17 protein-coding genes and 1 pseudogene are annotated in these 20473 nt (G+C 71.6%); 6 read left to right on the forward strand and 12 right to left on the reverse strand.

Going from position 1 to position 20473, the window contains the following annotated elements; translation table 11 throughout:
* Window positions 1–81: 81 nt before the first annotated feature.
* Both AC13HU_RS08565 and AC13HU_RS08570 read right to left on the reverse strand, forming a co-directional pair.
* Window positions 82–777, reverse strand: a complete 696-nt coding sequence (locus AC13HU_RS08565; RefSeq protein WP_483041168.1) for an antibiotic biosynthesis monooxygenase — start codon at window positions 775–777, stop codon at window positions 82–84.
* A 52-nt stretch (window positions 778–829) separates the two neighbouring features.
* Window positions 830–2272, reverse strand: coding sequence for an FAD-dependent monooxygenase (locus AC13HU_RS08570; RefSeq protein WP_483041169.1), 1443 nt, complete (start codon window positions 2270–2272; stop codon window positions 830–832).
* A 195-nt stretch (window positions 2273–2467) separates the two neighbouring features.
* Between AC13HU_RS08570 and AC13HU_RS08575 the strand changes: the two genes are divergently transcribed.
* Complete coding sequence (locus AC13HU_RS08575) at window positions 2468–2929, forward strand: nuclear transport factor 2 family protein (protein ID WP_483041170.1); 462 nt, start codon at window positions 2468–2470, stop codon at window positions 2927–2929.
* A 116-nt stretch (window positions 2930–3045) separates the two neighbouring features.
* Here the strand turns inward: AC13HU_RS08575 and AC13HU_RS08580 are convergent, their stop codons facing one another.
* The 10 genes and pseudogenes from AC13HU_RS08580 to AC13HU_RS08625 form a co-directional block, all read right to left on the reverse strand.
* Window positions 3046–3462, reverse strand: coding sequence for a pyridoxamine 5'-phosphate oxidase family protein (locus tag AC13HU_RS08580; protein ID WP_483041171.1), 417 nt, complete (start codon window positions 3460–3462; stop codon window positions 3046–3048).
* 243 nt (window positions 3463–3705) lie between these two features.
* Window positions 3706–4944, reverse strand: a complete 1239-nt coding sequence (locus AC13HU_RS08585) for a ParB/RepB/Spo0J family partition protein (protein WP_483041172.1) — start codon at window positions 4942–4944, stop codon at window positions 3706–3708.
* Window positions 4945–5040: 96 nt separating this feature from the next.
* Window positions 5041–6348 (reverse strand): sulfate adenylyltransferase subunit 1, encoded by a 1308-nt coding sequence (locus tag AC13HU_RS08590; RefSeq protein WP_483041173.1) that lies wholly within the window; start codon window positions 6346–6348, stop codon window positions 5041–5043.
* A gap of 2 nt (window positions 6349–6350) precedes the next feature.
* Window positions 6351–7298 carry a sulfate adenylyltransferase subunit CysD gene (cysD, locus tag AC13HU_RS08595; protein WP_483041174.1) on the reverse strand — a complete coding sequence of 316 codons (948 nt, stop codon included), beginning with the start codon at window positions 7296–7298 and terminating at the stop codon, window positions 6351–6353.
* Window positions 7295–7840 (reverse strand): annotated as a pseudogene (gene cysC / locus AC13HU_RS08600) (adenylyl-sulfate kinase); the annotation flags it as partial. The gene cysD and the pseudogene cysC, both read right to left, overlap by 4 nt.
* Before the next feature lie 153 nt (window positions 7841–7993).
* The gene (locus tag AC13HU_RS08605) at window positions 7994–9469 is read right to left on the reverse strand and encodes an FAD-dependent monooxygenase (protein ID WP_483041175.1); all 1476 of its coding nucleotides are present in this window, start codon (window positions 9467–9469) and stop codon (window positions 7994–7996) included.
* Window positions 9470–9471: 2 nt separating this feature from the next.
* Window positions 9472–10992: an FAD-dependent monooxygenase gene (locus tag AC13HU_RS08610; protein WP_483041176.1), complete on the reverse strand. Its 1521-nt coding sequence runs from the start codon at window positions 10990–10992 to the stop codon at window positions 9472–9474.
* A gap of 181 nt (window positions 10993–11173) precedes the next feature.
* A complete protein-coding gene (locus AC13HU_RS08615; protein ID WP_483041177.1) occupies window positions 11174–12799 on the reverse strand; it encodes an alpha/beta fold hydrolase in 1626 nt (541 codons plus the stop codon).
* 494 nt (window positions 12800–13293) lie between these two features.
* Window positions 13294–14004, reverse strand: coding sequence for a sulfotransferase family protein (locus AC13HU_RS08620; protein WP_483041178.1), 711 nt, complete (start codon window positions 14002–14004; stop codon window positions 13294–13296).
* A 189-nt stretch (window positions 14005–14193) separates the two neighbouring features.
* Entirely contained in the window at window positions 14194–14640 is a 447-nt protein-coding gene (locus tag AC13HU_RS08625; RefSeq protein WP_483041179.1) for a carboxymuconolactone decarboxylase family protein, read from the reverse strand.
* A 444-nt stretch (window positions 14641–15084) separates the two neighbouring features.
* Between AC13HU_RS08625 and AC13HU_RS08630 the strand changes: the two genes are divergently transcribed.
* From AC13HU_RS08630 to AC13HU_RS08650, 5 genes are all read left to right on the forward strand, one after another.
* Window positions 15085–15855 carry an SDR family oxidoreductase gene (locus tag AC13HU_RS08630; RefSeq protein WP_483041180.1) on the forward strand — a complete coding sequence of 257 codons (771 nt, stop codon included), beginning with the start codon at window positions 15085–15087 and terminating at the stop codon, window positions 15853–15855.
* A 223-nt stretch (window positions 15856–16078) separates the two neighbouring features.
* The gene (locus AC13HU_RS08635) at window positions 16079–16402 is read left to right on the forward strand and encodes a non-heme iron oxygenase ferredoxin subunit (protein ID WP_483041181.1); all 324 of its coding nucleotides are present in this window, start codon (window positions 16079–16081) and stop codon (window positions 16400–16402) included.
* The gene (locus tag AC13HU_RS08640; protein WP_483041182.1) at window positions 16399–17202 is read left to right on the forward strand and encodes a gamma-glutamyl-gamma-aminobutyrate hydrolase family protein; all 804 of its coding nucleotides are present in this window, start codon (window positions 16399–16401) and stop codon (window positions 17200–17202) included. The genes AC13HU_RS08635 and AC13HU_RS08640 overlap by 4 nt, the downstream gene beginning before the upstream one ends.
* Before the next feature lie 175 nt (window positions 17203–17377).
* The gene (locus AC13HU_RS08645) at window positions 17378–19144 is read left to right on the forward strand and encodes an FAD-dependent monooxygenase (RefSeq protein ID WP_483041183.1); all 1767 of its coding nucleotides are present in this window, start codon (window positions 17378–17380) and stop codon (window positions 19142–19144) included.
* Between the two features lie 405 nt (window positions 19145–19549).
* A complete protein-coding gene (locus AC13HU_RS08650) occupies window positions 19550–20425 on the forward strand; it encodes an NmrA/HSCARG family protein (RefSeq protein ID WP_483041184.1) in 876 nt (291 codons plus the stop codon).
* Window positions 20426–20473: the final 48 nt, after the last annotated feature.

Here is a 20473-nt window from a genome sequence, read left to right on the forward strand (position 1 = left end):
GGGTGGGTCCGGCGCGGGCGCCGGGGACCGCTGCGCCGGGACCGGCCCGGGGCGGGCCGGTCCTGGGCGGGGGCGGTGGTACTACTCGCCGGCCCCGCGCGTGTGCACCACGCGGTAGCCGTTCCAGTCGCTCTCCGTCTTCAGCGCGTCGACGCGTGCCTCGGACTTCAGCCGCGCCTCGGACTTCTCCGACTCCGGCTGGTTGCGGTGGGCGTCGTACTCGTCCTTGCCGGCCCACTGCGAGTAGACGACGGCGAAGGGGCCGTCGAGGAAGCGCGCGCGCAGTCCCTTGAAGACGCTGTGCGACCGGTAACCGGGCACGCCGACCAGCCAGTTGCGGCCCTCGCCCAGCTCCGTGACCAGCTCGTCCTGGTCGCCCTCGGCGACCTTGAGGATCTCGATCACGGTGTAGTCGTCGCGCTTCGGCGAGATCTCGGTCGTGTCGCCCTGCGACGGGTGCCGGTGGGTGTAGACGATCTGGCTCTGCAACAGCCGGATCGAGGTGGTGATCTCCTGGAAGACCGGCATCGTGCGGTGCTTGAACTCCTCGCCCGCGTACCGCTTCTCCAGGTCCTCGCCGCTGCGCCACTGGATGAAGTTGGCGGTGCCGGGGCTCTCCTGACCGGCGTGCACGGTGGAGGAGATCCAGCCCTCGTAGGCCGCGGCGTCGACGATCTTTCCCATCTCCTGGAGCAGCGAGTCCTGCTTCTCCGGCTTGTCGGTGGTGAACAGGTTGAGAACGGTCAGGTAGTCGTCGGCGGGGGAGATTCGGGGCATGGTGTGGTCACTTCCTGGGAGGAGTGGATGCGGACTGCGCGGCCGGCCTGCCTCATCCGGCGGGGCCGAACCAGCGCTCCAGAGCTTCGGACAGGGGGCTTCCGCCCCGGTCGGGCGTGATCCAGGCGATGTAGCCGTCGGGCCGCAGCAGGATCGCCTCGACCGCGGGCAACTTCTCGCCGCGCTCGACCCGTACGGTGTCGACGCGGTCGGCCCACGGCTTGGCGGTGTCCGGCAGCGCACCGTCGCCGCCGAGGTCGAGCAGGACGCCCCGGCCGCCGTGCAGCAGGTCGTGCAGGGTCGTCCGCCGCCCGTCGGCGGTCAGCTCGCCGTCCTCCAGCCGCCGGCCGAGCAACGGGTGCCCGCCCGGTCCCACGTCGTGCCGGATGTCGAGGCCGGTGACCATGCCGACGAGGTGCCGCCGTACCGACTCGTACCGGGTGAGTTCGGCGAACACGTCGGTCAGCGGCGTGATCTCGTCGCCGCCGAGGTAAAGGGTGCGCTGGGCCAGGGTGTTGGTGAGGATGCGGGCACCGACCGGGTGCCGCTCCGTGTGGTAGGTGTCGAGCAGCGCCTCGGGGGCCTGCCCCTTCGATACGAGCGCCAGCTTCCAGCCGAGGTTCACCGCGTCCTGGACACCCGCGCTCATGCCCTGGGCGCCGATCGGCAGGTGGATGTGCGCGGCGTCGCCCGCCACGAACACCCGGCCGCGCCGGTACTCGGCGGCCTGCCGGCTGACGTCGGTGGTCGAGCTGACCCACGACGGCGTGGCCGCGTGGATGTCCTCGCCGGACAGCTTCTGGAAGGCGTCGGCGACCTCGGCGAAGGTGATCGGCTCCGTGCTCCCGCGCAGCGGCTCGTCGCGGTCGTAGTAGATGATGCGGCTCCGGTCGGGGCCGAGCGGCAGCACCATGATCATGCCCCCGGGCACCCGCTCCCCGGAGAACCGGGGCCGCAACTGGACGCCGGACACGTCGGCGAAGCGCAGTTCGACCGTCGGCTCCGTGCCGGGGAAGTCGATCCCGGCCGCGCCGCGCACGACGCTGCGGGCGCCGTCGCAGCCGATGACGTACCGCGCGCGCAGCTCGCCGCCGTCGACGCCGGACGCGCTCACCGTGACCCCGTCGTCGTCCTGGGTCAGGCCGGTGACCTCGACGGACCGGTGTATCCGGGCGCCCTTCTCGGCCGCCCAGCCGGTCAGCATTCCCTCGGTCCGCGACTGCGGTATGCCCCGTGCGCCGTAGGAACCGCCGCTGAGCACCCGGTAGTCGAGGGGGACACCACCGAAGTGCCCGACCGGGATGACGTCCACCTCGCCGAGCCGGGACAGCAGCCCGCGCTGCCCGAATTCCTCGATGGTGCGCGCGGAGAATCCGAGCGCACGCGACTGCCGCATCGGTTCGGCGAGCCGATCGAGAACGACCACGGAAAGTCCGTGCAGGCCGAGTTCGCCGGCGAGCATGAGTCCAGTAGGACCGGCGCCTACGATGATCACGTCCGCGTCATAATTGTCCATCGTCGCCCATCCGCCCTCTTCTGGTTGATGTCCCACGAGTATGGGCAGCGCCGGACCGGGCGGTAAAGGGAATTCAGGACAGGGCTTCTACACGCCAGTACAGAATTTCGCGGTCAATGTCAGATCTTTGTAGTCGGGCTTGGTCGGGTGCCCCGCACGGGACCATCCTCAAGCATGACCTCGACTCACGTAGAGAAATTCGCACCGGAAACGGCCGACACCGACACGGTGAGCGGTCTGCTCGACCGGTATCTGCTGGCGCTCGACAGCGGAGGACTGGACGACGCATGGGCGTACGGCCTCTTCACCGTCGACGCCGTCGTTTCCTTTCCGATGAGCACGTACGAGGGAATCACCGGGCTCGCGGAATGGCACCGTCACTCGCTGGCGAAATTCGCGCGCACCCAGCACCTGAATTCACCGGCGGTGGTGGAGTGTTCGGGCGACGAGGCGACGCTCCGCGCCAACCTCGTCTCCACGCACGTCCACCACCCCGGCGACGAGCCCGCCGCGTTGTTCGTCACCGGCACGTCGGTGGCCGGCCGGGCACGCCGCACCCCGGCCGGCTGGCGGCTCACCCGGCTGTCGTTCGAACTGATCTGGCGGCAGGGAAGCCCTGTCCCGCCCGGCAGTTGAGGCTCTGGAGTTGAGATTCGGCAGTCGGGGCCGAGCAGTTGAGACGCGGTAGCTGGGGCTGAGCAATTGAGACGCGGCAGTTGGGGCCCGGAAGAGTCGGGCTCGGCCGGCGGGGCTCAGCAGTTGAGGCTCAGCACCCGGTCCACCGAGATCTCGACGACCACCCGCCCCGGCGGGTTGGGAGGGGCCGACCAGTAGCGTTCCGCGTAGCGGCGTACCCCTTCCGCGACGCGCTCCGGAGCGTCGAGGACCTGGGCGGTCCCCTCCAGGGTGACCCACCGGAAGCCGTCCACCTGGCAGAGCCCGACGCGGGCCCCGGGAGCGGCGAGCACGTTCCTGACCTTGCTCGTCGTGCGCACCGTCAGGACGCGGACGAGCCGTGACCGCGGGTCCCAGGTGAACCGCACGGGTGCCAGATGGGGGGAGCCGTCGGGTCTCAGCGTGGTCAGCACGGCCGTGTGCGGCCCCGTGAGGAACGTGTCGACCGCGGACGGGACCGCCGTCGTGCCGCCGTGCTGCTGGGGGAGCGTCATCGTGTGGGATTCCCCTTTCGGTCACCGGCGCCCGATTCTTCCAGGCCCGGCCCCGGAGTCTTCGCCTGGGCGCTTGAGTTGGCTTCGAAGCCCGCTCGATCTCCGGCACGGACGGCCACGGCACCACTGGTCACGGCGCCGGCGCCGGCACGCGCGGCGGGCAGATCCGTGGGCAGGTCCGTGGGCAGGACTGCGGGCAGATTCGCGGGCAGCCCCCGGATCAGGACCGGCCGGCCCCGCCCCTCACACCGCTTCCTGCCGGCTCCTGAGCCGCTCGGCGAACTGGCTCCACTCCTTGCTGATGCTTTCGGCTATCGGCGCGATGACACTGAGCCAGTGGGCCGGCACGGCGTTGATGAGCTCCTGCCACTTGTCCGGATCGGACGCGTGGAGCGCCATCCACTGGAGGAACTCCTTGCCGCCCTCGGTGTAGCGGACGCAGGGGTCGTTGGCCACTTTGGCCGCCACCGCCGCCCAGGCGAGCGGCACGTCGGTGTGGTTCCGGCACCGCGCCTGGGTGCCGTCGGCGGCGGGCACCGCGCGGACGTCGGGTACGGCGTGGACGTCCGGCGCGGAGCCGGCGTCCGGCGCGCTGCCGTCCGCCTCGTCCCGGGCACCGGCGCCGGCCGCGCCCGTGCCCTCCGGCAGGCCGGACGGCCACTCGTCGGGCTCCCGGCACCCGTTGCGCTCCGGGCTGATCCCGCGCCGCAGCCGGGTCCTGACGTCGTGGACCGTACCGACGGACACGTCGGTCTCCCGGGCGACCTCCCGGAGCGTGGCGTCCGGATGGGCCTGGAGGTACGCGGCGGCGCGCCGCCTGCCCTCCCCGGACGCCACCGAACGCAGCCGTCCGTCCCGGCCGAGCCGCTTGCCGCCGGGGGGCGCCTCGCCGGTCGTACGGCCGCGCAGGGCCGCGATCGTCTTGCCGCTCAGCCCGGTGATGCCGGCGATGGCGCGGTCGGACCAGTCGGGGTGCGCGGTCAGGACGCGTTCGGCCCCGGCGAGGCGGTCGGCTCTGGACAAGGGCAGCCCGTGCGCGCTGTTCGCCCGCATGGCCAGGACCAGCGCCTCGGCATCCGTGCACTCGACGCAGCGCGCTCTGATGCTGCGGTCACCGCGCAGCTTCGCGGCCTCCAGCCGGTGCAGGCCGTCGATGACGCCCCAGCCGTTCTTCCGTACCAGGATGGGCGGGAGCTGCGCATGGCCCGAGGCGTCGACGAGCAGTTGGACATGAGCGGCGTTCACTCCGCCCTGGCGCAGGCGCAGTTCGGGCGACAGGGCGCGCACCGGCAGTTCCTGCGCCGGAAGGTTCTCGACGGTCCGCAGATCGAAGTCGCCCGGGTCGGGGTCCTTCGGACCAGCTGTGCTCAGACCCAGAACGTTCCCGTGACGTCTGCCGACGACCGGCGATTCACCGTAACCTGTCCCCGCCGACGCGAAGCCGTCCGCGATCACCGTAGCCCGCCCGCCGTTGTCAGCCATCCGGAGTGGCCCCTCTCTCTCGCCGTCCCCGCCGAGCGTGCCAGCGGAGTCTCTAGCCGCGGTCGAGAGCCGGTTGACGGGCCACTGCCCGGGTCGTCACACCCCCGTCCGGCCGGTCATGCACGCGGTGAGGGTGGAGCCGTCGTGGGGGTCGAGCAGGATGAACGAGCCGGTGCGCCGTGACTCGCGGTAGGAGTCGAGCGGCAGAGGTTCGGCGGTGCGGATGCTGACCCGGCCGATGTCGTTGGCGACCAGCCGGCCGGGGGCGGGGTGCGCGGAGAGGTCGTCGAGGGTGAGCCGGGAGGGGATGTCCTTGACGACGGCCTTCACGGTGCGGGTGCCGTGCTTGAGGAGTACCCGCTGGCCGACGGTGAGTGGCTGGTCGGCGACGTGGCAGACGGTTGCCGTCACGTCCTGGCTGGTGGCGGGCGCCTGGGCTGTCGGCGCGATGAGGTCGCCGCGGGAGATGTCGAGGTCGTCGGCGAGCAGCAGCGTCACCGACTGCGGCGCCCACGCGGTGTCCACCGGCTCGCCGAGCAGGTCGATCCCGAGGATCCGTGAGGTGCGCCCGGAGGGCAGCACGGTGATCTCGTCGCCGACCCGGAAGGCGCCGGAGGCGATCTGGCCGGCGTAGCCGCGGTAGTCGCGGTGCTCGGCGGTCCGCGGGCGGATGACGTACTGCACCGGCAGCCGGGCCGGGCCGGGCACGGGGTCGTGGGTGACGGTGACGGTCTCCAGGTGTTCCAGGACGGTGGGGCCGTCGTACCAGTCCATGCGTACGGAGGGCTCGACCACGTTGTCCCCGATCAGCGCGGAGATCGGGATCGCGGTCACCTCCGGCACGCCGAGCTGCTTCGCGTAGGCGGTGAACTCCTCGGCGATGGCGGCGAAGACGGGCTCGGCGAAGTCGACGAGGTCCATCTTGTTGACGGCGAGCACCACGTGCGGGATGCGCAGCAGCGCGGCGATCGCGGCGTGCCTGCGGGTCTGCTCGACCACGCCGTTGCGGGCGTCGACGAGCACCACCGTCAGTTCGGCGGTGGAGGCGCCGGTGACCATGTTGCGGGTGTACTGCACGTGGCCGGGGGTGTCGGCGAGGATGAACCGGCGCCGGACGGTGGCGAAGTAGCGGTAGGCGACGTCGATGGTGATGCCCTGCTCGCGTTCGGCGCGCAGGCCGTCGGTGAGCAGCGCCAGGTCCGGGCCGTCGGTGCCGCGGTCGGCGGAGGCGCGCTCCACGGCCTCCAGTTGGTCGGCCAGTACCGACTTGGAGTCGTGCAGCAGCCGGCCGACCAGGGTGGACTTGCCGTCGTCGACGGACCCGGCGGTCGCGAACCTCAGCAGGGTGGTCGCGCGGACCCGTTCCGGCGACAGCGGCGCGGCGGGGTCGGTGGTACGGATCATGGCTAGAAGTACCCCTCACGCTTGCGGTCCTCCATGGCGGCCTCGGAGAGCTTGTCGTCGGCGCGGGTGGCGCCGCGCTCGGTGAGCCGGGAGGCGGCGATCTCGGCGATCACCTTGTCGGTGGTGTCGGCGTCGGAGTCGACCGCGCCGGTGCAGGACATGTCGCCGACGGTGCGGTAGCGCACCCGCCGCTTCTGGATCGTCTCGCCCTCCGCCGGACCGCCCCAGCCCCCCGCCGTCAGCCACATGCCGTTGCGCTGGAACACCTCGCGCTCGTGCGAGAAGTAGATCTCCGGCAGTTCGACGGACTCCCGTTTGATGTACTGCCACACGTCCAGCTCGGTCCAGTTGGACAGCGGGAAGACCCGGACGTGCTCGCCGGGGGCGTGCCGGCCGTTGTAGAGGTTCCACAGTTCGGGGCGCTGGCGGCGCGGGTCCCACTGGGAGAACTCGTCGCGCAGCGAGAAGACCCGCTCCTTGGCGCGGGCCTTCTCCTCGTCCCGGCGTCCGCCGCCGAAGACCGCGTCGAAGCGCTGCTCGCGGATGGTGTCGGTGAGCGGCACGGTCTGCAGCGGGTTACGGGTGCCGTCCAGCCGTTCCTTGAGCACCCCCCGGTCGATGTAGTCCTGCACGTAGGCCACGTGCATGCGCAGCCCGTGCCGGGCCATGGCCCGGTCGCGGTAGTCGAGGACCTCGGGGAAGTTGTGCCCGGTGTCCACATGCAGCAGCGTGAAGGGCACCGCGGCCGGCGTGAACGCCTTCAGCGCCAGGTGCAGCATCACGATCGAGTCCTTGCCGCCGGAGAAGAGGATCACCGGCTTCTCGAACTCGCCCGCCACCTCGCGGAAGATGTGCACCGCCTCCGACTCCAGCGCGTCCAGGTGCGTGAGCGCGAACACTGAGCCCACGCCCTGGCCCTCGCCCGGGATCCCGGTACGGGGCGGCTTCATACGAGTCCCCTTTCGCTCAGCAGCGCGTGCAGCGATGCGACGGATTCCGCGATGGCCTGGTGCTGGGACTCGATGCGCAGATCGGGCGCGGGCGGCTCCTCGTACGGGTCGTCCACACCGGTGAGGCCGGCGATCTCGCCCGCGGCCTGCCTGGCGTAGAGCCCCTTCACATCGCGCTGTGAGCACACCTCCAACGGCGTGGCCACATGCACCTCGACATACGGGGTGCCGGTGTCCTCGTGCCGTTTGCGGACCGCGTTGCGGCTGTCCGCGTAGGGCGCGATCACCGGTACGAGCGCGATGACGCCGTTGCGGGCCAGCAGTTCGGCGACGAAGCCGATCCGCTGGACGTTCGTGTCCCGGTCCTCGCGGGAGAAGCCGAGGCCGGTGGAGAGGAAGGAGCGGATCTCGTCGCCGTCGAGCACCTCGACGCGGCGGCCCTCGATGCGCAGTCGGTCGGCCAGCGCGTACGCGATGGTGGTCTTGCCGGCGCTCGGCAGACCCGTGAACCAGACGGTGGCTCCGGGAGTCACGTGTGCCTCCTGGGGGTTGGTGGTCGCCGTGACGGACGTCGGTGTCCGAGGATGTGGCCGAGGCCCGGCCGCACCCGGATGGAGGCCGCCGGGGACGGTCGCCGTGGGAACGCCAGGACCGGGCCGCCGCCCTCCTGACGGGGGCGTGTTCTCGACAGGTTTCTAGCCCAGCCGAGCGGTGGTGCGGGTGGTGCCGAACCACTGTCCGAGTACGTCGGCCAGGTCGCGTTCGCTGCCCGGTGAGGTCCAGGCTACGTATCCGTCGGGCCGTACCAGCACTGTTTTCAGGGCGGGTTGGGGTGTTTCGGCCCAGGTGCCGGTGACGATGTCGATCCGGTCGGCCCAGCCTTCGGCGATCCGTGCGGCGGCGGAGTGGTCGGTGGTGACGAGTACGCCGCGTGCGGTGTCGAGCAGTTCGGCGATCCGTACCCGGCTGCCGTCGGTCCGCAGGATCTCCTGTTCGGGCGGCATGCGCAGCCCCAGCAGCGGGTGGCTTCCCGGGCCCATGTCGTAGCGGATACCCAGCCCGCTCAGGACCCCGGCCAGGTGTGCGGCCGCGTCCTTGTGCGCCATCAGCTCGCCCAGCACCTCGCGGACCGGCTGCATCTCCTGGCCGGTGAGCCGCAGTTCGATCGCGGCACGTGCGTTGCGCGCCAACTGCGCCCCGATGGGGTGGCGTTCGGCGTGATAGGTGTCGAGCAGCCCGTCGGGCGCCCAGCCACCGATCGTCGCCGCCAGCTTCCAGCCGAGGTTCACCGCGTCCTGCACGCCCACGCTCAGCCCCTGGGCCATGGCCGGCGGCTGGACGTGCGTGGCGTCGCCCGCCAGGAACACCCGGCCGCGCCGGTATTCGGCGGCCACCCTGGAGGCGTCGGTGAAGCAGCTCATCCAGCGGCACTGCCCGTGGTGGATGGACTCGCCGGTGAGTCGCTGCCAGGCGTCGGCGAGGTCGGTGTACTTCAGCGAGTCCCGGTCCTTCGGCGGTGTGCCCCGCTCGTACACGACGACCCTGGTGACGCCGCTCTCCAGGTCCATCGCCATGATCATGCTGCCGTCCGGCAGGTTCTCGCCGATCCGCCGGCGCCGGGTCTCGATCCCGGTGACGTCGGCGGTGAAGAAGCCGCGCGTGGGTTCCGGGCCCGGGAAGTCGACGCCGACCAGCCTGCGCACGGTGCTCCGGCCCCCGTCGCAGCCGACCAGGTACGAGGCGGTGTCCTCGGCGGGGCCCTGCGGTCCCTCGAAGGCCACGACGACGCCGTCCGGCGTCTCGCGCAGGCCGGTCACCTCGTAGCCGCGCCGCACCGGCACGCCGAGTCGGGTCACCCACTCCTCCAGCATCCGCTCGGTGCGGAACTGGGAGACCCCCCTGGCGCCACGATGGTCCTCCGTCAGTATGCCGAGGTCGATCGGCACACCGCCGAAGTGGGCGTCGGCGGGCTCCGTTGCGCCGAGCCTGCCGAGCAGCCCCCGCTGGTCGAAGCACTCGACCGCACGCCGGGTGAGACTGGCGCCGCGCGACTCCCGGGGCGGGGCGGGCAGCTTCTCGTAGACGACGACATCGACACCGCCGAGGCGCAGTTCACCGGCCGCCATCAGTCCGACGGGACCGGCGCCGACGACGATCACGTCCCTTGCCATGGTCACACTCCTGTCCGGTCGGTGCCGACGGCAGCCGGGGCGTTGACCGCGGCGGCCGTGGTGCGGGTGGTGCCGAACCACTGTCCGAGTACGTCGGCCAGGTCGCGTTCGCTGCCCGGTGAGGTCCAGGCGACGTATCCGTCGGGCCGTACCAGCACTGATTCCAGGGCGGGTTGGGGTGTTTCGGCCCAGGTGCCGGTGATGATCTCGATCCGGTCGGCCCAGCCTTCGGCGATCCGTGTGGCGGCGGAGTGGTCGGTGGTGACGAGTACGCCGCGTGCGGTGTCGAGCAGTTCGGCGATCCGTACCCGGCTGCCGTCGGTCCGCACGATCTCCTGTTCGGGCGGCATGCGCAGCCCCAGCAGCGGGTGGCTTCCCGGGCCCATGTCGTAGCGGATACCCAGCCCGCTCACGATGCCGGCCAGGTGCCCGGCCGCGTCCTTGTGCGTCACCAGCTCGCCCAGCACCTCGCGGATGGGGTCCATGGCCTCGTCGCCCAGATACAGCATCGACGCCGCCTGCGAGTTGCGTACCAACTGCGCCCCGATGGGGTGGCGTTCGGCGTGATAGGTGTCGAGCAGCCCGTCGGGCGCCCGGCCACCGATCGTCGCCGCCAGCTTCCAGCCGAGGTTGGCCGCGTCCTGGAGACCCGCGCTGAGCCCCCACGCGGCCAGCGGCGGCATCGCGTGCGCGGCGTCGCCGGCCAGCAGCACCCGGCCGCGCCGGTACTCGTCGGCCAGCCCGGCCTCGTTGCCACAGGCCCACAGCCACAACGGCCGCGCGTGATGGATGGACTCGCCGGTCAGCCGCTGCCACGCGTCGGCGACCTGGGCGAACGTCAGGGAGTTCGGGTCCGGGTCGGGGGGCAGGGTCCTGTCGTGGATCACGACGCGGTAGCGGCCGTCCCCCAGCGGCGTGCACACCACCATGTTGCCGCCGGGAACCCGCTCGCCGATCGGCCGCGGGCGCAGGGCGACATCGGTGACCTCGGCGGTGTACATGCCCCGGGTGGACTCCCGGCCGGTGACGTGGATGCCGGCCGCCGCGCGGACCGCGCTTCGCGGGCCGTCGCAGCCGACCGCGTACGCGGCGGTCGCCTCGCCCGGGCCGTCCGGACCCGCGAAGGCCACGACGACGCCGTCCGGCGTCTCGCGCACTCCGGTCACCTCATAGCCGCGGCGCACCGGAACTCCGCGTTCGGTCAACCAGTTCTCCAGCATTTCCTCGGTCCGGGCCTGGGAGAGTCCCAGTACCCCGCTGTGGTTCTCGTCCAGCATGCCGAGGTCGAAGCGAACACCGCCGAAGTGCCCCATCGGGCCCCATCGGAATTCGCCCAGCCGGGAAAGCAGTCCGCGCTGTCCCAAAGATTCGGCCGCACGCCTGTTGAAGCCGAGGGCACGGGATTCGCCGGATCGGGCGGAAAGTTTCTCGTAGACGATGACATCTACTCCGCCGAGGTGAAGTTCACCGGCCAGCAACAGGCCGACCGGCCCGGCACCGACAATTATCACGCCAGTTTCCATAAGTGCCCTCCAACGGGGGCGGCTGGGAAATCGTCGGGCTCAAACTACACATCGCCATGCTCGGGTGCAATAACTCGATCAACGCATGGGAACGGGCCGGCCGGAAGTGTTGCAGAAAGGCGTTCAACCGCGGACTTTCCGCGGTTGAAGGCCCCTGTGCGCGTTTTTCGGGAGAGCCGGATCAGTGCGTGGCGGACGGCGCCGCGCCGGGCGCCGAGGGCCCCGCCGGCACGGCGGACGCGTCCGACGCGGGCGGAACCGGCGCCGGGTTGGCCGCGCAGGAGGCGTCGACGCCCTGGGCGGACGCCGGGCGGGTGCCGTCCTTGAAGAAGGCGTTGACGTAACTGTTCATGCAGGTGTTGGCGTTGCGGGACATGGACGTCTCGTGCTCGAACCCGTCGCGCTCCACCACCAGCCGGGAGTTGGGGAACTGACGGTGCATCCGCAGCGCACCCGAGAGCGGGGAGTCGCCGACGCTGTCGCCCTGGAGCAGCAGGACGTCGACGTTCTTGTCGCCGATCTTCTGCGGTGTGCCGGCCGGCACCGGCCAGAAGGCACAGGGTGCGCTGTACCAGGCGTCGGACCAGGTCATGAACTGGTTGCCCGCGCCGTACTGGGCCGAGTAGTCGTCATGCCAGCGCTTCCAGTCGTGCGGCCAGGGCGTGTCGATGCACTGGACCGCGTTGTACATGGCCTGCTTGTTCTGGGTCGGCGTCCCCGGGATGCCGAAGCCGGCCTGTAGCCCGGTCGGGTCCGCGCGCAGCACCCAGTCGGCCAGCGCCTTGGCGTTGGTGGTCCAGGAGGAGCGGCGGTAGAGGCTGACGAGGAAGATGTCGGTGTACTCGGACGGGCCGATCTCCCCGCCGATCGGCGTCTGGCGCACCTTGGCCATGCCCGCGTAGTAGTTGGCCTCGACCGCGGCCTGCGTGGCGCCCAGGTGGTAGGTCGCGTCGTTCGCGGCGATCCAGGAGAAGTAGATCCTGGCGCTCTTCTCGAAGCTGGCGTTCTCCGCCAGGTCGGTGTCGTACCAGGTGTCGGCCGGCTCCACGACGGTGTCGAGCACCATCCGCCGCACCCGCGCGGGGAACATGGAGGCGTAGACCGAGCCCAGGTAGGTGCCGTAGTCGTAGCCGAAGTAGCTGATCTGCTGCTGGCCGAGCGCCTGCCGGATGCTGTCCATGTCCCGGGCGGAGTCCTTGGTGCCGAGATACGGGAGCACGTCGCCGTAGGTCTTGCCGCAGCTCGTGGCGAAGCTACGGGCCCGGTCGACCCAGGCGCGCTCCTCGGCGGCTGTGCTCGGCACGTAGTCCGGCCGGGCCTGCCCCGGCCAGAGGTAGGACGGGTCGCAGGTGACCATCGGCTCGCTGGCCCCGGTGCCGCGCGGGTCGAAGCCGATCCAGTCGTACTGCGCTCCCACCGCCGGCGGCAGCCCGGAGGTGCCGGTGGCGAACCGGGTGGGCAGGTCCCGTCCGAACTGGCCCGGCCACTGGCCGCGGTTGAGCAGGACGATGCCTTGGTACTGGTCGTCGGGCGAGGTGTGCTCGGCCCGGGTCAGCGCCAGGGATATCTTCCGGCCGTTCGGCCGGCTGTAGTCGAGCGGCACCTGTAGGGAGCCGCACTCCAGCCCCTTGAGCAGGGCTCCGACGAGCGGGTCGTTGTCCGGACAGGGCGACCAACTGATGGCCGAGGCCGCCGGCTTGGCCGCTGCCGTCGCCTGCTTGGCCGCCGCCTGCGCCGGTGCGGCCACTGCCATGCCGGCAAGAGCGGCTGCCGCCGCCACCGCTGCGACGAGTTTTCTTCTCTCCACGGATTCCCCCATCGTGTATCGCGACCCACCGGCGCACCCGGTGAACGGGCAGGTCGGGGGGCCCGTTTCATGGGCATGCGACAGGCCCGGTGCACGGGTCCGTCGAAGGATCTGCGGAAGAGTACCGAGATCACGGTGGCGGGAAGAACCACCGTGGTTGAGCAAGGCCGCGGCTGAACCAGGCCGTGGCCGAACAGGGGTGGAACGGAATCCGCGTCGCGCTCGTGCGGGCGTTCCGGCGGCACGGCGGTACGGCGGTACGGCGGTACGGCGGCAGGGCAGGACGGCGGTGCGGCGGCACGGCGGCAGGGCGGGCAAAGGATCACCGGCCCGTCGCGTGCCGTCGGGAACCGGCCCGGAAGCCCGGGACACGAAAAAGCGCCGGCGGGGCCGGGAGACGGGATTCTCCCGCGCTCCCGGCCCGGCCGGCACCGCACATCCGAACGGATCCCGCAGGGGTCGCACGCCGGTCGGCTCCGGCGTCGTCGGTTACCTCAGCTCTGCCCCCGCGGCGGGGCCTGGGGCGCCGGCCCGCCGACGCCCTCGGGCGCGATCGGGCCGCCCGCGCGGCCCATCTGCTGCATCCTCTCGCGCATCGACGCGGTGGTGTTGACGTGGGGGAAGCCTTCCGCCGGCACCTCGACGCCGAGGAAGTCGCACAGCGGCTCCCAGCCCTGCTTCACGTCGTAGACGAGCAGCTTGTCCGGGGCGACCGAGTCGATGATCTGCTGGTTGCGCCGGTGGTACACCTCGATCGCGTAGTCCTTGTCGGAGAACCGCCCGTCGAAGAGCCCTTGCCACGTCATGACGGTCGTCATGCGGAGGACCCGGGCCTGCCGGGTGCCTTCCTCCGGAGGGTTGTCCTTGCCCTTCAGGACGAACTGGTACAGCGTGTTGTAGGTGCTCTCGTACCAGCCCTCGGCGTCGCGCACCGTGAGCACGACCTTCGCCTCGGGGAACGCCTCGGTGATCGGGCGGTGGTAGAAGGAGGGCGGGCCGTCCACGGCGGAGGTGTAGCCGTCGAACACCGCCTCCCAGTCAGGGCTCTTGCCGTCGCAGATGATGCCTTCCCACTGCTGCAGACGCTTCTCGTCGCCGACGATGTCGAACATGTGGTAGCAGCGTCCGAGACCGAGTCGTTCCAGCGCCACTTGCAGCGACGTCGTCCCGGTCCGGCCTAAGCCGGCATTGATGAGCTTCAGCATCGCGATGTCTTCCCTCCGTCGGTACGGTCGACCGGCAGCATGCTTTCCCGCGGCTGATGGGGAGTCAACTGCCTTACGAATAAAGCCTGTTGAGACACCTGCCGCGATGCCCGCCGGGAGTCGGCGCCGGCGCGGGGGCCGCGCCGGCACGGAGCCGGCACCCGTGCGGGGGCAGCGCCGGTGCAGGGGTCAGCGCCACTCGGCCGGCACCTGGCGGGTGGACACGTTGACCCGGTTCCAGAGGTTGACCAGGCCGATGTGGAGGACCAGCGCGGCGAGTTCCTCCTCCTTGAAGTGGCTCACGGCCTCCGCCCAGACCTCGTCGGGCACCGGGTGCTCCTGGCCGCTGATCTCGGTGCTGCTCTCGGCCAGCTCCAGTGCGGCGCGCTCGGCGCCGGAGAAGCAGGACGCCGCGCGCCAGTCGGCCACCAGGGGCAGGCGTTCGTCGGCCTCCACGGCCTTCCCGAGATCGGCCGGGAGCGTGTAGAGGCGGCCGTTGATCTGGCTCACCCGCAGCCGGACCAGGTCGAGCGTTCGCTGCGGTATACCGGTCCCGCCGATCACCTTGGACAGGTCGAGCAGCGGCTGGAGGGCGTCCGGCACGACCAGCGAGGGGTTGTTCATCCGGGGTGGCATCGGGTCATCTCCTGGGAGTCGGGGCCGTTCCTCGCCGTCCGGGCGTCGCCCTGCGGGAGACGCGGCGGGGGAGCGAGGGCAAGGGCGAGGGCGATGCGGCGGCGAGTGCCGGGCACCAGGCTGCCGCCCGGGGCGTCCGTCCGGCAAATGAGCGCCGAAGCGGGCGCCGGATGCGTGCGCGGCGGATGCCGGAACGTGCCGAGCCCGCCGACCGTTCGCCCGCCCGAACGCGGACCACCCGCCTGCTCGCATGCCGACCATCGACCTGCTCGCATGCCGATCACACGCCTGCTCGCACGCCGTCCAGCCGCCCGCTCGACCGCGGAGCACCCGCTTGCTCGACCGCGGAATGGGCGCGGTTGAACGTGTCCGGGCGTCGACAACAGCGGCGGCGGTGCCCACAGTCTGGGGGGACTCCTCCACCGAGGGAAAGGGACTTTGGACGTGCCGGTCGAGAAGAGGGAACAGGTCGAACAGGAACAGCCCGGGAAGGCCGGGAAGGTCGCGCTCGTCACGGGCGCCAACAAGGGGATCGGATACGAGACAGCACGGCAACTGGGCGAGCAGGGCGCCGTCGTCCTCGTCGGCGCCCGGGACGAGGTGCGCGGCAAGCAGGCCGCGGACTCGCTGACGGAGCTCGGTATCACCGCGGTGCCGGTGCGCATCGACGTGACGGACGCGACCTCCGTGGCCGAGGCGGCGGCCAGGATCGAGAAGAGTCACGGCCGCCTGGACATCCTGGTGAACAACGCGGGCATCGCCGGCGGCTTCACCGGCGCCCCCAGCGCGGCGACGGCCGACGACCTGCGGGAGGTGTACGAGACCAACGTCTTCGGCGTGGTCACCGTGACCAACGCCATGCTGCCGCTGCTGCGCCGCTCCCCGGCGGGCCGCATCGTCAACATGTCCAGCCACATCGGGTCCCTGACCCTGCACGCCGATCCGCAGTCCCCGATCGCGGCGGTCAACATGATCGCCTACCAGTCCTCGAAGACCGCGCTCAACGCCCTCACGCTGGCGTACGCGAAGGAGCTGCGGGAGACATCGGTCAAGGTGAACGCGGCCCATCCCGGCGCGGTGGCCACCGACATCAACCACCACCGCGGGCAGCGGACACCCGCGCAGGGTGCCGTGATCGCCGTACGCCTGGCCCTGTTGGACGCCGAGGGTCCGTCGGGGGCGTCCCTGTCCGAGGACGGCCCGGTGCCGTGGTGAGGCCCCGTCCCGGGAAGCGGCACGCGTGACGCCGAGGTGCGCCCGGCCGGCCAGGCGCACGCGACGCCGAGGTGCGCCCCACCGGCCGCTCCGGCGAACCTCGTTTCCTGCTCGGCTCGTTCTCGAGAGCCGGCGAGCAGGGTGACGGGCGGCCGGTTCCCCGCCCCCGACGCGGCGGGAACCGAGCGGCCACCGGATTCGACGAAGGAGGAGAGCCGGACCGATGAGCTTCGTCAAAGTCTGCCCGGAAGAGAAGGTTCCGGTCGATGGCGCGATCGCGGTGGAGGTCGACGGCACCCCGGTCGCGCTGGCCCGCAGCGGTGGCACGGTGTACGCGGTCGGCGAGCTCTGCTCGCACGCGGAGGTGTCCCTCGCCGAGGGCGAGGTCTACGACGGGACGATCGAGTGCTGGCTGCACGGGTCCTGTTTCGACCTGCGGACCGGCGCCCCCACCAACTCGCCCGCGACGCGGCCGATCAGCACCTACCGGGTGAAGGTCGAGGAGGGCTACGTCTACGTCTCGCCGGATGCCGAGGGACCGGCATGAGGACGGCCGTGAACTCGCCCTCACCCGGCCCGCGGGCCACGCCGCGACCGTCCCGGCGCCCGGTTGTCGGGATCTCCGCACGGACGGCACCGGTCACGCTCCAGGGCACCGGCATGACGGTCAGCCTGGCGCTCCAGTCGCATGTGGACTTCCTCGCCGCCGCGGGCTGTGTCCCCGTGGTGCTGCCGCCGGGGCACGGCGCCGAGGACCTCGTCGGTGCGCTCGACGGCCTGCTGGTGCCCGGCGGCCCGGACGTCGACCCGGCGCTGTACGGCCAGGACCCGCATCCCACCACCCGGGCCGTCGGCCCGGCCCTGGACCGCGCCGAGTTGACGCTGATCGGCGCCGCACTCGACGCGGGCCTGCCGCTGCTCGCCATCTGCCGCGGGATGCAACTCCTGAACGTGCGGTTCGGCGGCACCCTGCACCAGCATCTACCGGAGATCACCGGCGACGAAGCCCACCGCCCGAGCACGGCGGACTTCACCTTCGGCCGGCACGTCCTCAAGCTCCGGGCCGGCAGCGGCGTCGCCCGGGTCCTCGGCGACGACGCCGCCGAGTCGTTCTGCCACCACCACCAGGCGGTCGACCGGATCGGGACCGGACTCACCGCCACCGCATGGGCACCGGACGGGGTCGTCGAGGCGGTCGAAGTGACCGGCCACCCCTTCGCGTTGGGCGTGCAGTGGGAAGCCGGCCAGACCGAGGACGACCGCTTCCACCGGGCGCTCGCGGAGGCGGCAGGGCGCAGGTCCGCGCGCACCGCCGCCGGCGCCCCAAAGGGGTCCACCCGGCCTTGACCGGGGCTACAGAGATCGTCGTCACGCTACGAGAACAGCGCGTCAGAAAAGCACCGCTGAGCACCACCACAGTCCGCGTCAATGCCAGGACGCGGCCGGCCGACCGACGATCGGCGGCCCGGGCCCATGCGGCAGCCCCGTGATCGTGAGGCTGTCATCTCCAGGAAGGACCACAATGGCAGCAGTCGAGGTTCCGGTTCTGATCGTGGGCGGCGGCGGATGCGGCCTGGCCGCCTCCAACTTCCTGTCCGATCACGGTGTGGGTCATCTGCTGGTGGAACGGCACGCGGAGACCTCGCACGTGCCGAAGGCGCACTATCTCAACCAGCGCACCATGGAGATCTTCCGCCAGCACGGACTTGACGGGCCGATGGTCGAGCAGGGTGCGCCCCTGGAGTTGTTCGGCGGCCTGCGCTGGCTGACCTCGCTCGCCGGCGAGGAGGAGATGGACGCGCGGCTGATCCACGAGATGGACGCCTTCGGCGGCGGCGAGCTGCGCGAACGGTACGCGGTGGCCGGTCCCGTCCTGCCCGTCAAACTGCCGCAGGTCAGGCTGGAGCCGATCCTGCGCCGCACCGCCGAGGAGCGTAATCCCGGACGCGTCCTGTTCGGTCACGAGATGACCGGCTTCCAGGACAAGGGCGACCGCGTCGTCGCCGAGATCCGCGACGTCACGACCGGGGAGACGACCACCGTCACGGCGCAGTACCTCATCGGGGCCGACGGCGGCCGCACCGTCGGCAGCGCGCTCGGCATCGAGATGCAGGGCCTGCACGGCCTCCTCGACGTCACCACCGCCTACTTCGCCGCCGATCTGTCGCCGTGGTGGCAGGAGGGCACACTCCTCACCCACTTCCTCAACGCCTACGACCCGGACCTGTGCAGCAACCTCATCGAGATGGGGCCGAGTTGGGGCAAGGCATGCGAGGAATGGGTCCTGCACTTCCCGCCGATGAAGGACGGCCGCCTCGACGAGGAGTCGGTCGTCGCCAGGATCCGTGAACTCCTCCGCGTGCCCGACCTGGAGCTGACCCTGCACCACGTGACGAACTGGACGGTGGAGGCGCTGGTCGCCGAGCACTACCGGCAGGGTCGCGTGCTGCTGGCCGGTGACTCCGCCCACCGCCAGCCGCCGACCGTCGGCCTGGGTCTCAACTCCGGTATCCAGGACGCCCACAACCTCGCCTGGAAGCTGGCCGCGGTGATCTCCGGCCGGGCCGGCGACAGCCTGCTCGACACCTACGAGGCGGAACGGCGCCCCGTGTGCCGGCACAACGTCGACTGGGCGGTGTCCGCGGCGTCCCACCACCAGACGGTGCTCGAAACGGTCGGCCTCGGCCCGCACGCCCCCGCGCAGCGCCGGGAGCGGATGTTCGCCAAGTTCTTCGAGCAGTCCCCGATCGGCGAGGTGGTGCGGGCGCGGACCGCGGAGATCATCGACACCCACCGGGCCGGGGGACAGGCCCACGACCTGGAGATCGGCTTCGCCTACGAGCGCGGCGCGGTCGTCCCCGACGGCAGCGCGCCGCCGCCGCGCACGCCCATGCGAGACGTCTACCACCCCACGACCAGGCCGGGGCACCGGCTGCCGCACGCCTGGTTGGAGCACGACGGCCGACGTCTGTCGACGCACGACCTGGCCGGCCCGGCGAGCGGCTTCGTCCTGTTCACCGGCGCCGAGGGGACGGCGTGGTGCGAGGCGGCCGCGCAGGTGGCGGAGAAGTTCTCGATACCGGTCACCGCGGTCCGGATCGGCACCGGCACGGAGTACGCCGACGTCGACGGCGAGTGGGCGGCCGTCAAGGAGACCGCCGCGGACGGCGCGATCCTGGTACGCCCCGACAACCACGTGGCCTGGCGCGTCACGACCGCGGGGGACAACCCGGCGGCCGCGCTGGCCGACGCGCTCTCCCGCGTCCTCGCCGGCACCGGCGAGGACTAGCGAGGACCGGACCCTTTCCGACAGATCCCTCCCCCCTGTCCTCGGGCGTGGGTGGGGGTGCCCCCGGCGAAGGCAGGGAGCGCCCCCACCCCGCGGTGTCCGGCACGCACACCCTCGCCCCGCCGGGGGCGGGCGGGGGCAACTCCGGTGCGGCCAGGGGGAGTTCCCCCTGCGTCGCCGGTGGTCGGCGCGGCGCGCTGCGCTCTCTCCCCCGGGCCCGGCGGCCCGGGGGCACCCCACCATGCCGAAGGCGGTGGGGGAGTACCGGGCGCCGCGGGCCCCGTCCTTCGGGCGGGACGGCACCACGGGGCGGACAGGGCCCAGGAGCACGACAGAACGACGATTCCCGGGTGCCGGGCACCCACATCGATCAGGCGGTTGAGGCAGCCGAGACGGAGGCAGACGGTGACGGTGGACGGGACGGTCCTGGTACTGGGCGGAACCGGCAAGCAGGGCGGCGCGGTGGCCCGCGAACTCCTGCGCCGGGGGCGGAAGGTGCACGCGCTGGTGCGTGCACCGAAGTCCCCGGCGGCCCGGGCGCTCGCGGCGGCGGGCGCGGTACTGGTGCCCGGCGACTTCGACGACGAGGCGTCGCTGCGCGCTGCGATGACGGGAGTCCAGGGCGTGTTCAGCGTCCAGACCTTCCGCACGCAGGGCGGGCCGGACGCCGAGGAACGGCAGGGCAAGGCGGTGGCCGACGCCGCCGCCGGGGCGGGTGTGGCCCACTTCGTCTACAGCTCGGTGGGGGGCGCGGAACGCTCCAGCGGCATCCCGCACTTCGAGAGCAAGTGGAACATCGAGCAGCACATCCAGAAGCTCGGTCTGCCGGCGACCGTGCTGCGGCCGACCATGTTCTACGACGTGCTGCGCGACATCGGCCCGCGTCCCGCGGACGGCGGGCTCGTGCTGGGTCTGTGGCTGCGCCCCGAGGTTCCGGTGCAGATCATCGCGACCAGCGACATCGGCGCCTTCGCGGCGGACGCCTTCGACGACCCGGACGCCTGGCTGGGCCGGCAGGTCGAGATCGCCGGCGACGAGCTGACGGGGTCGCAGATGGCCATGGCGTTCGAGCGCGTGTCCGGCATACCGACCCGGTACCAGCAGCAGTCCTTCGAGCCGCTCCGCGCGGCACGCGGGGATCTCGCCCGCATGTTCGACTGGCTGGACCGGGAGGGCTACCGCGCGGACATGCCCGCGCTGCGACGTATCCGGCCGAACCTGGTCGACCTGGAGACCTGGCTGCGGGCGAACTGGACCGTGCCGCAGGGCTCCGCCGGCTGACCGGGAGCGGCCGAGCAGCCGCAGGGCCCGCCACCCGCGGAAGCGGGG

The sequence above is a fragment of the Streptomyces sp. NH27 genome (assembly GCF_056859195.1).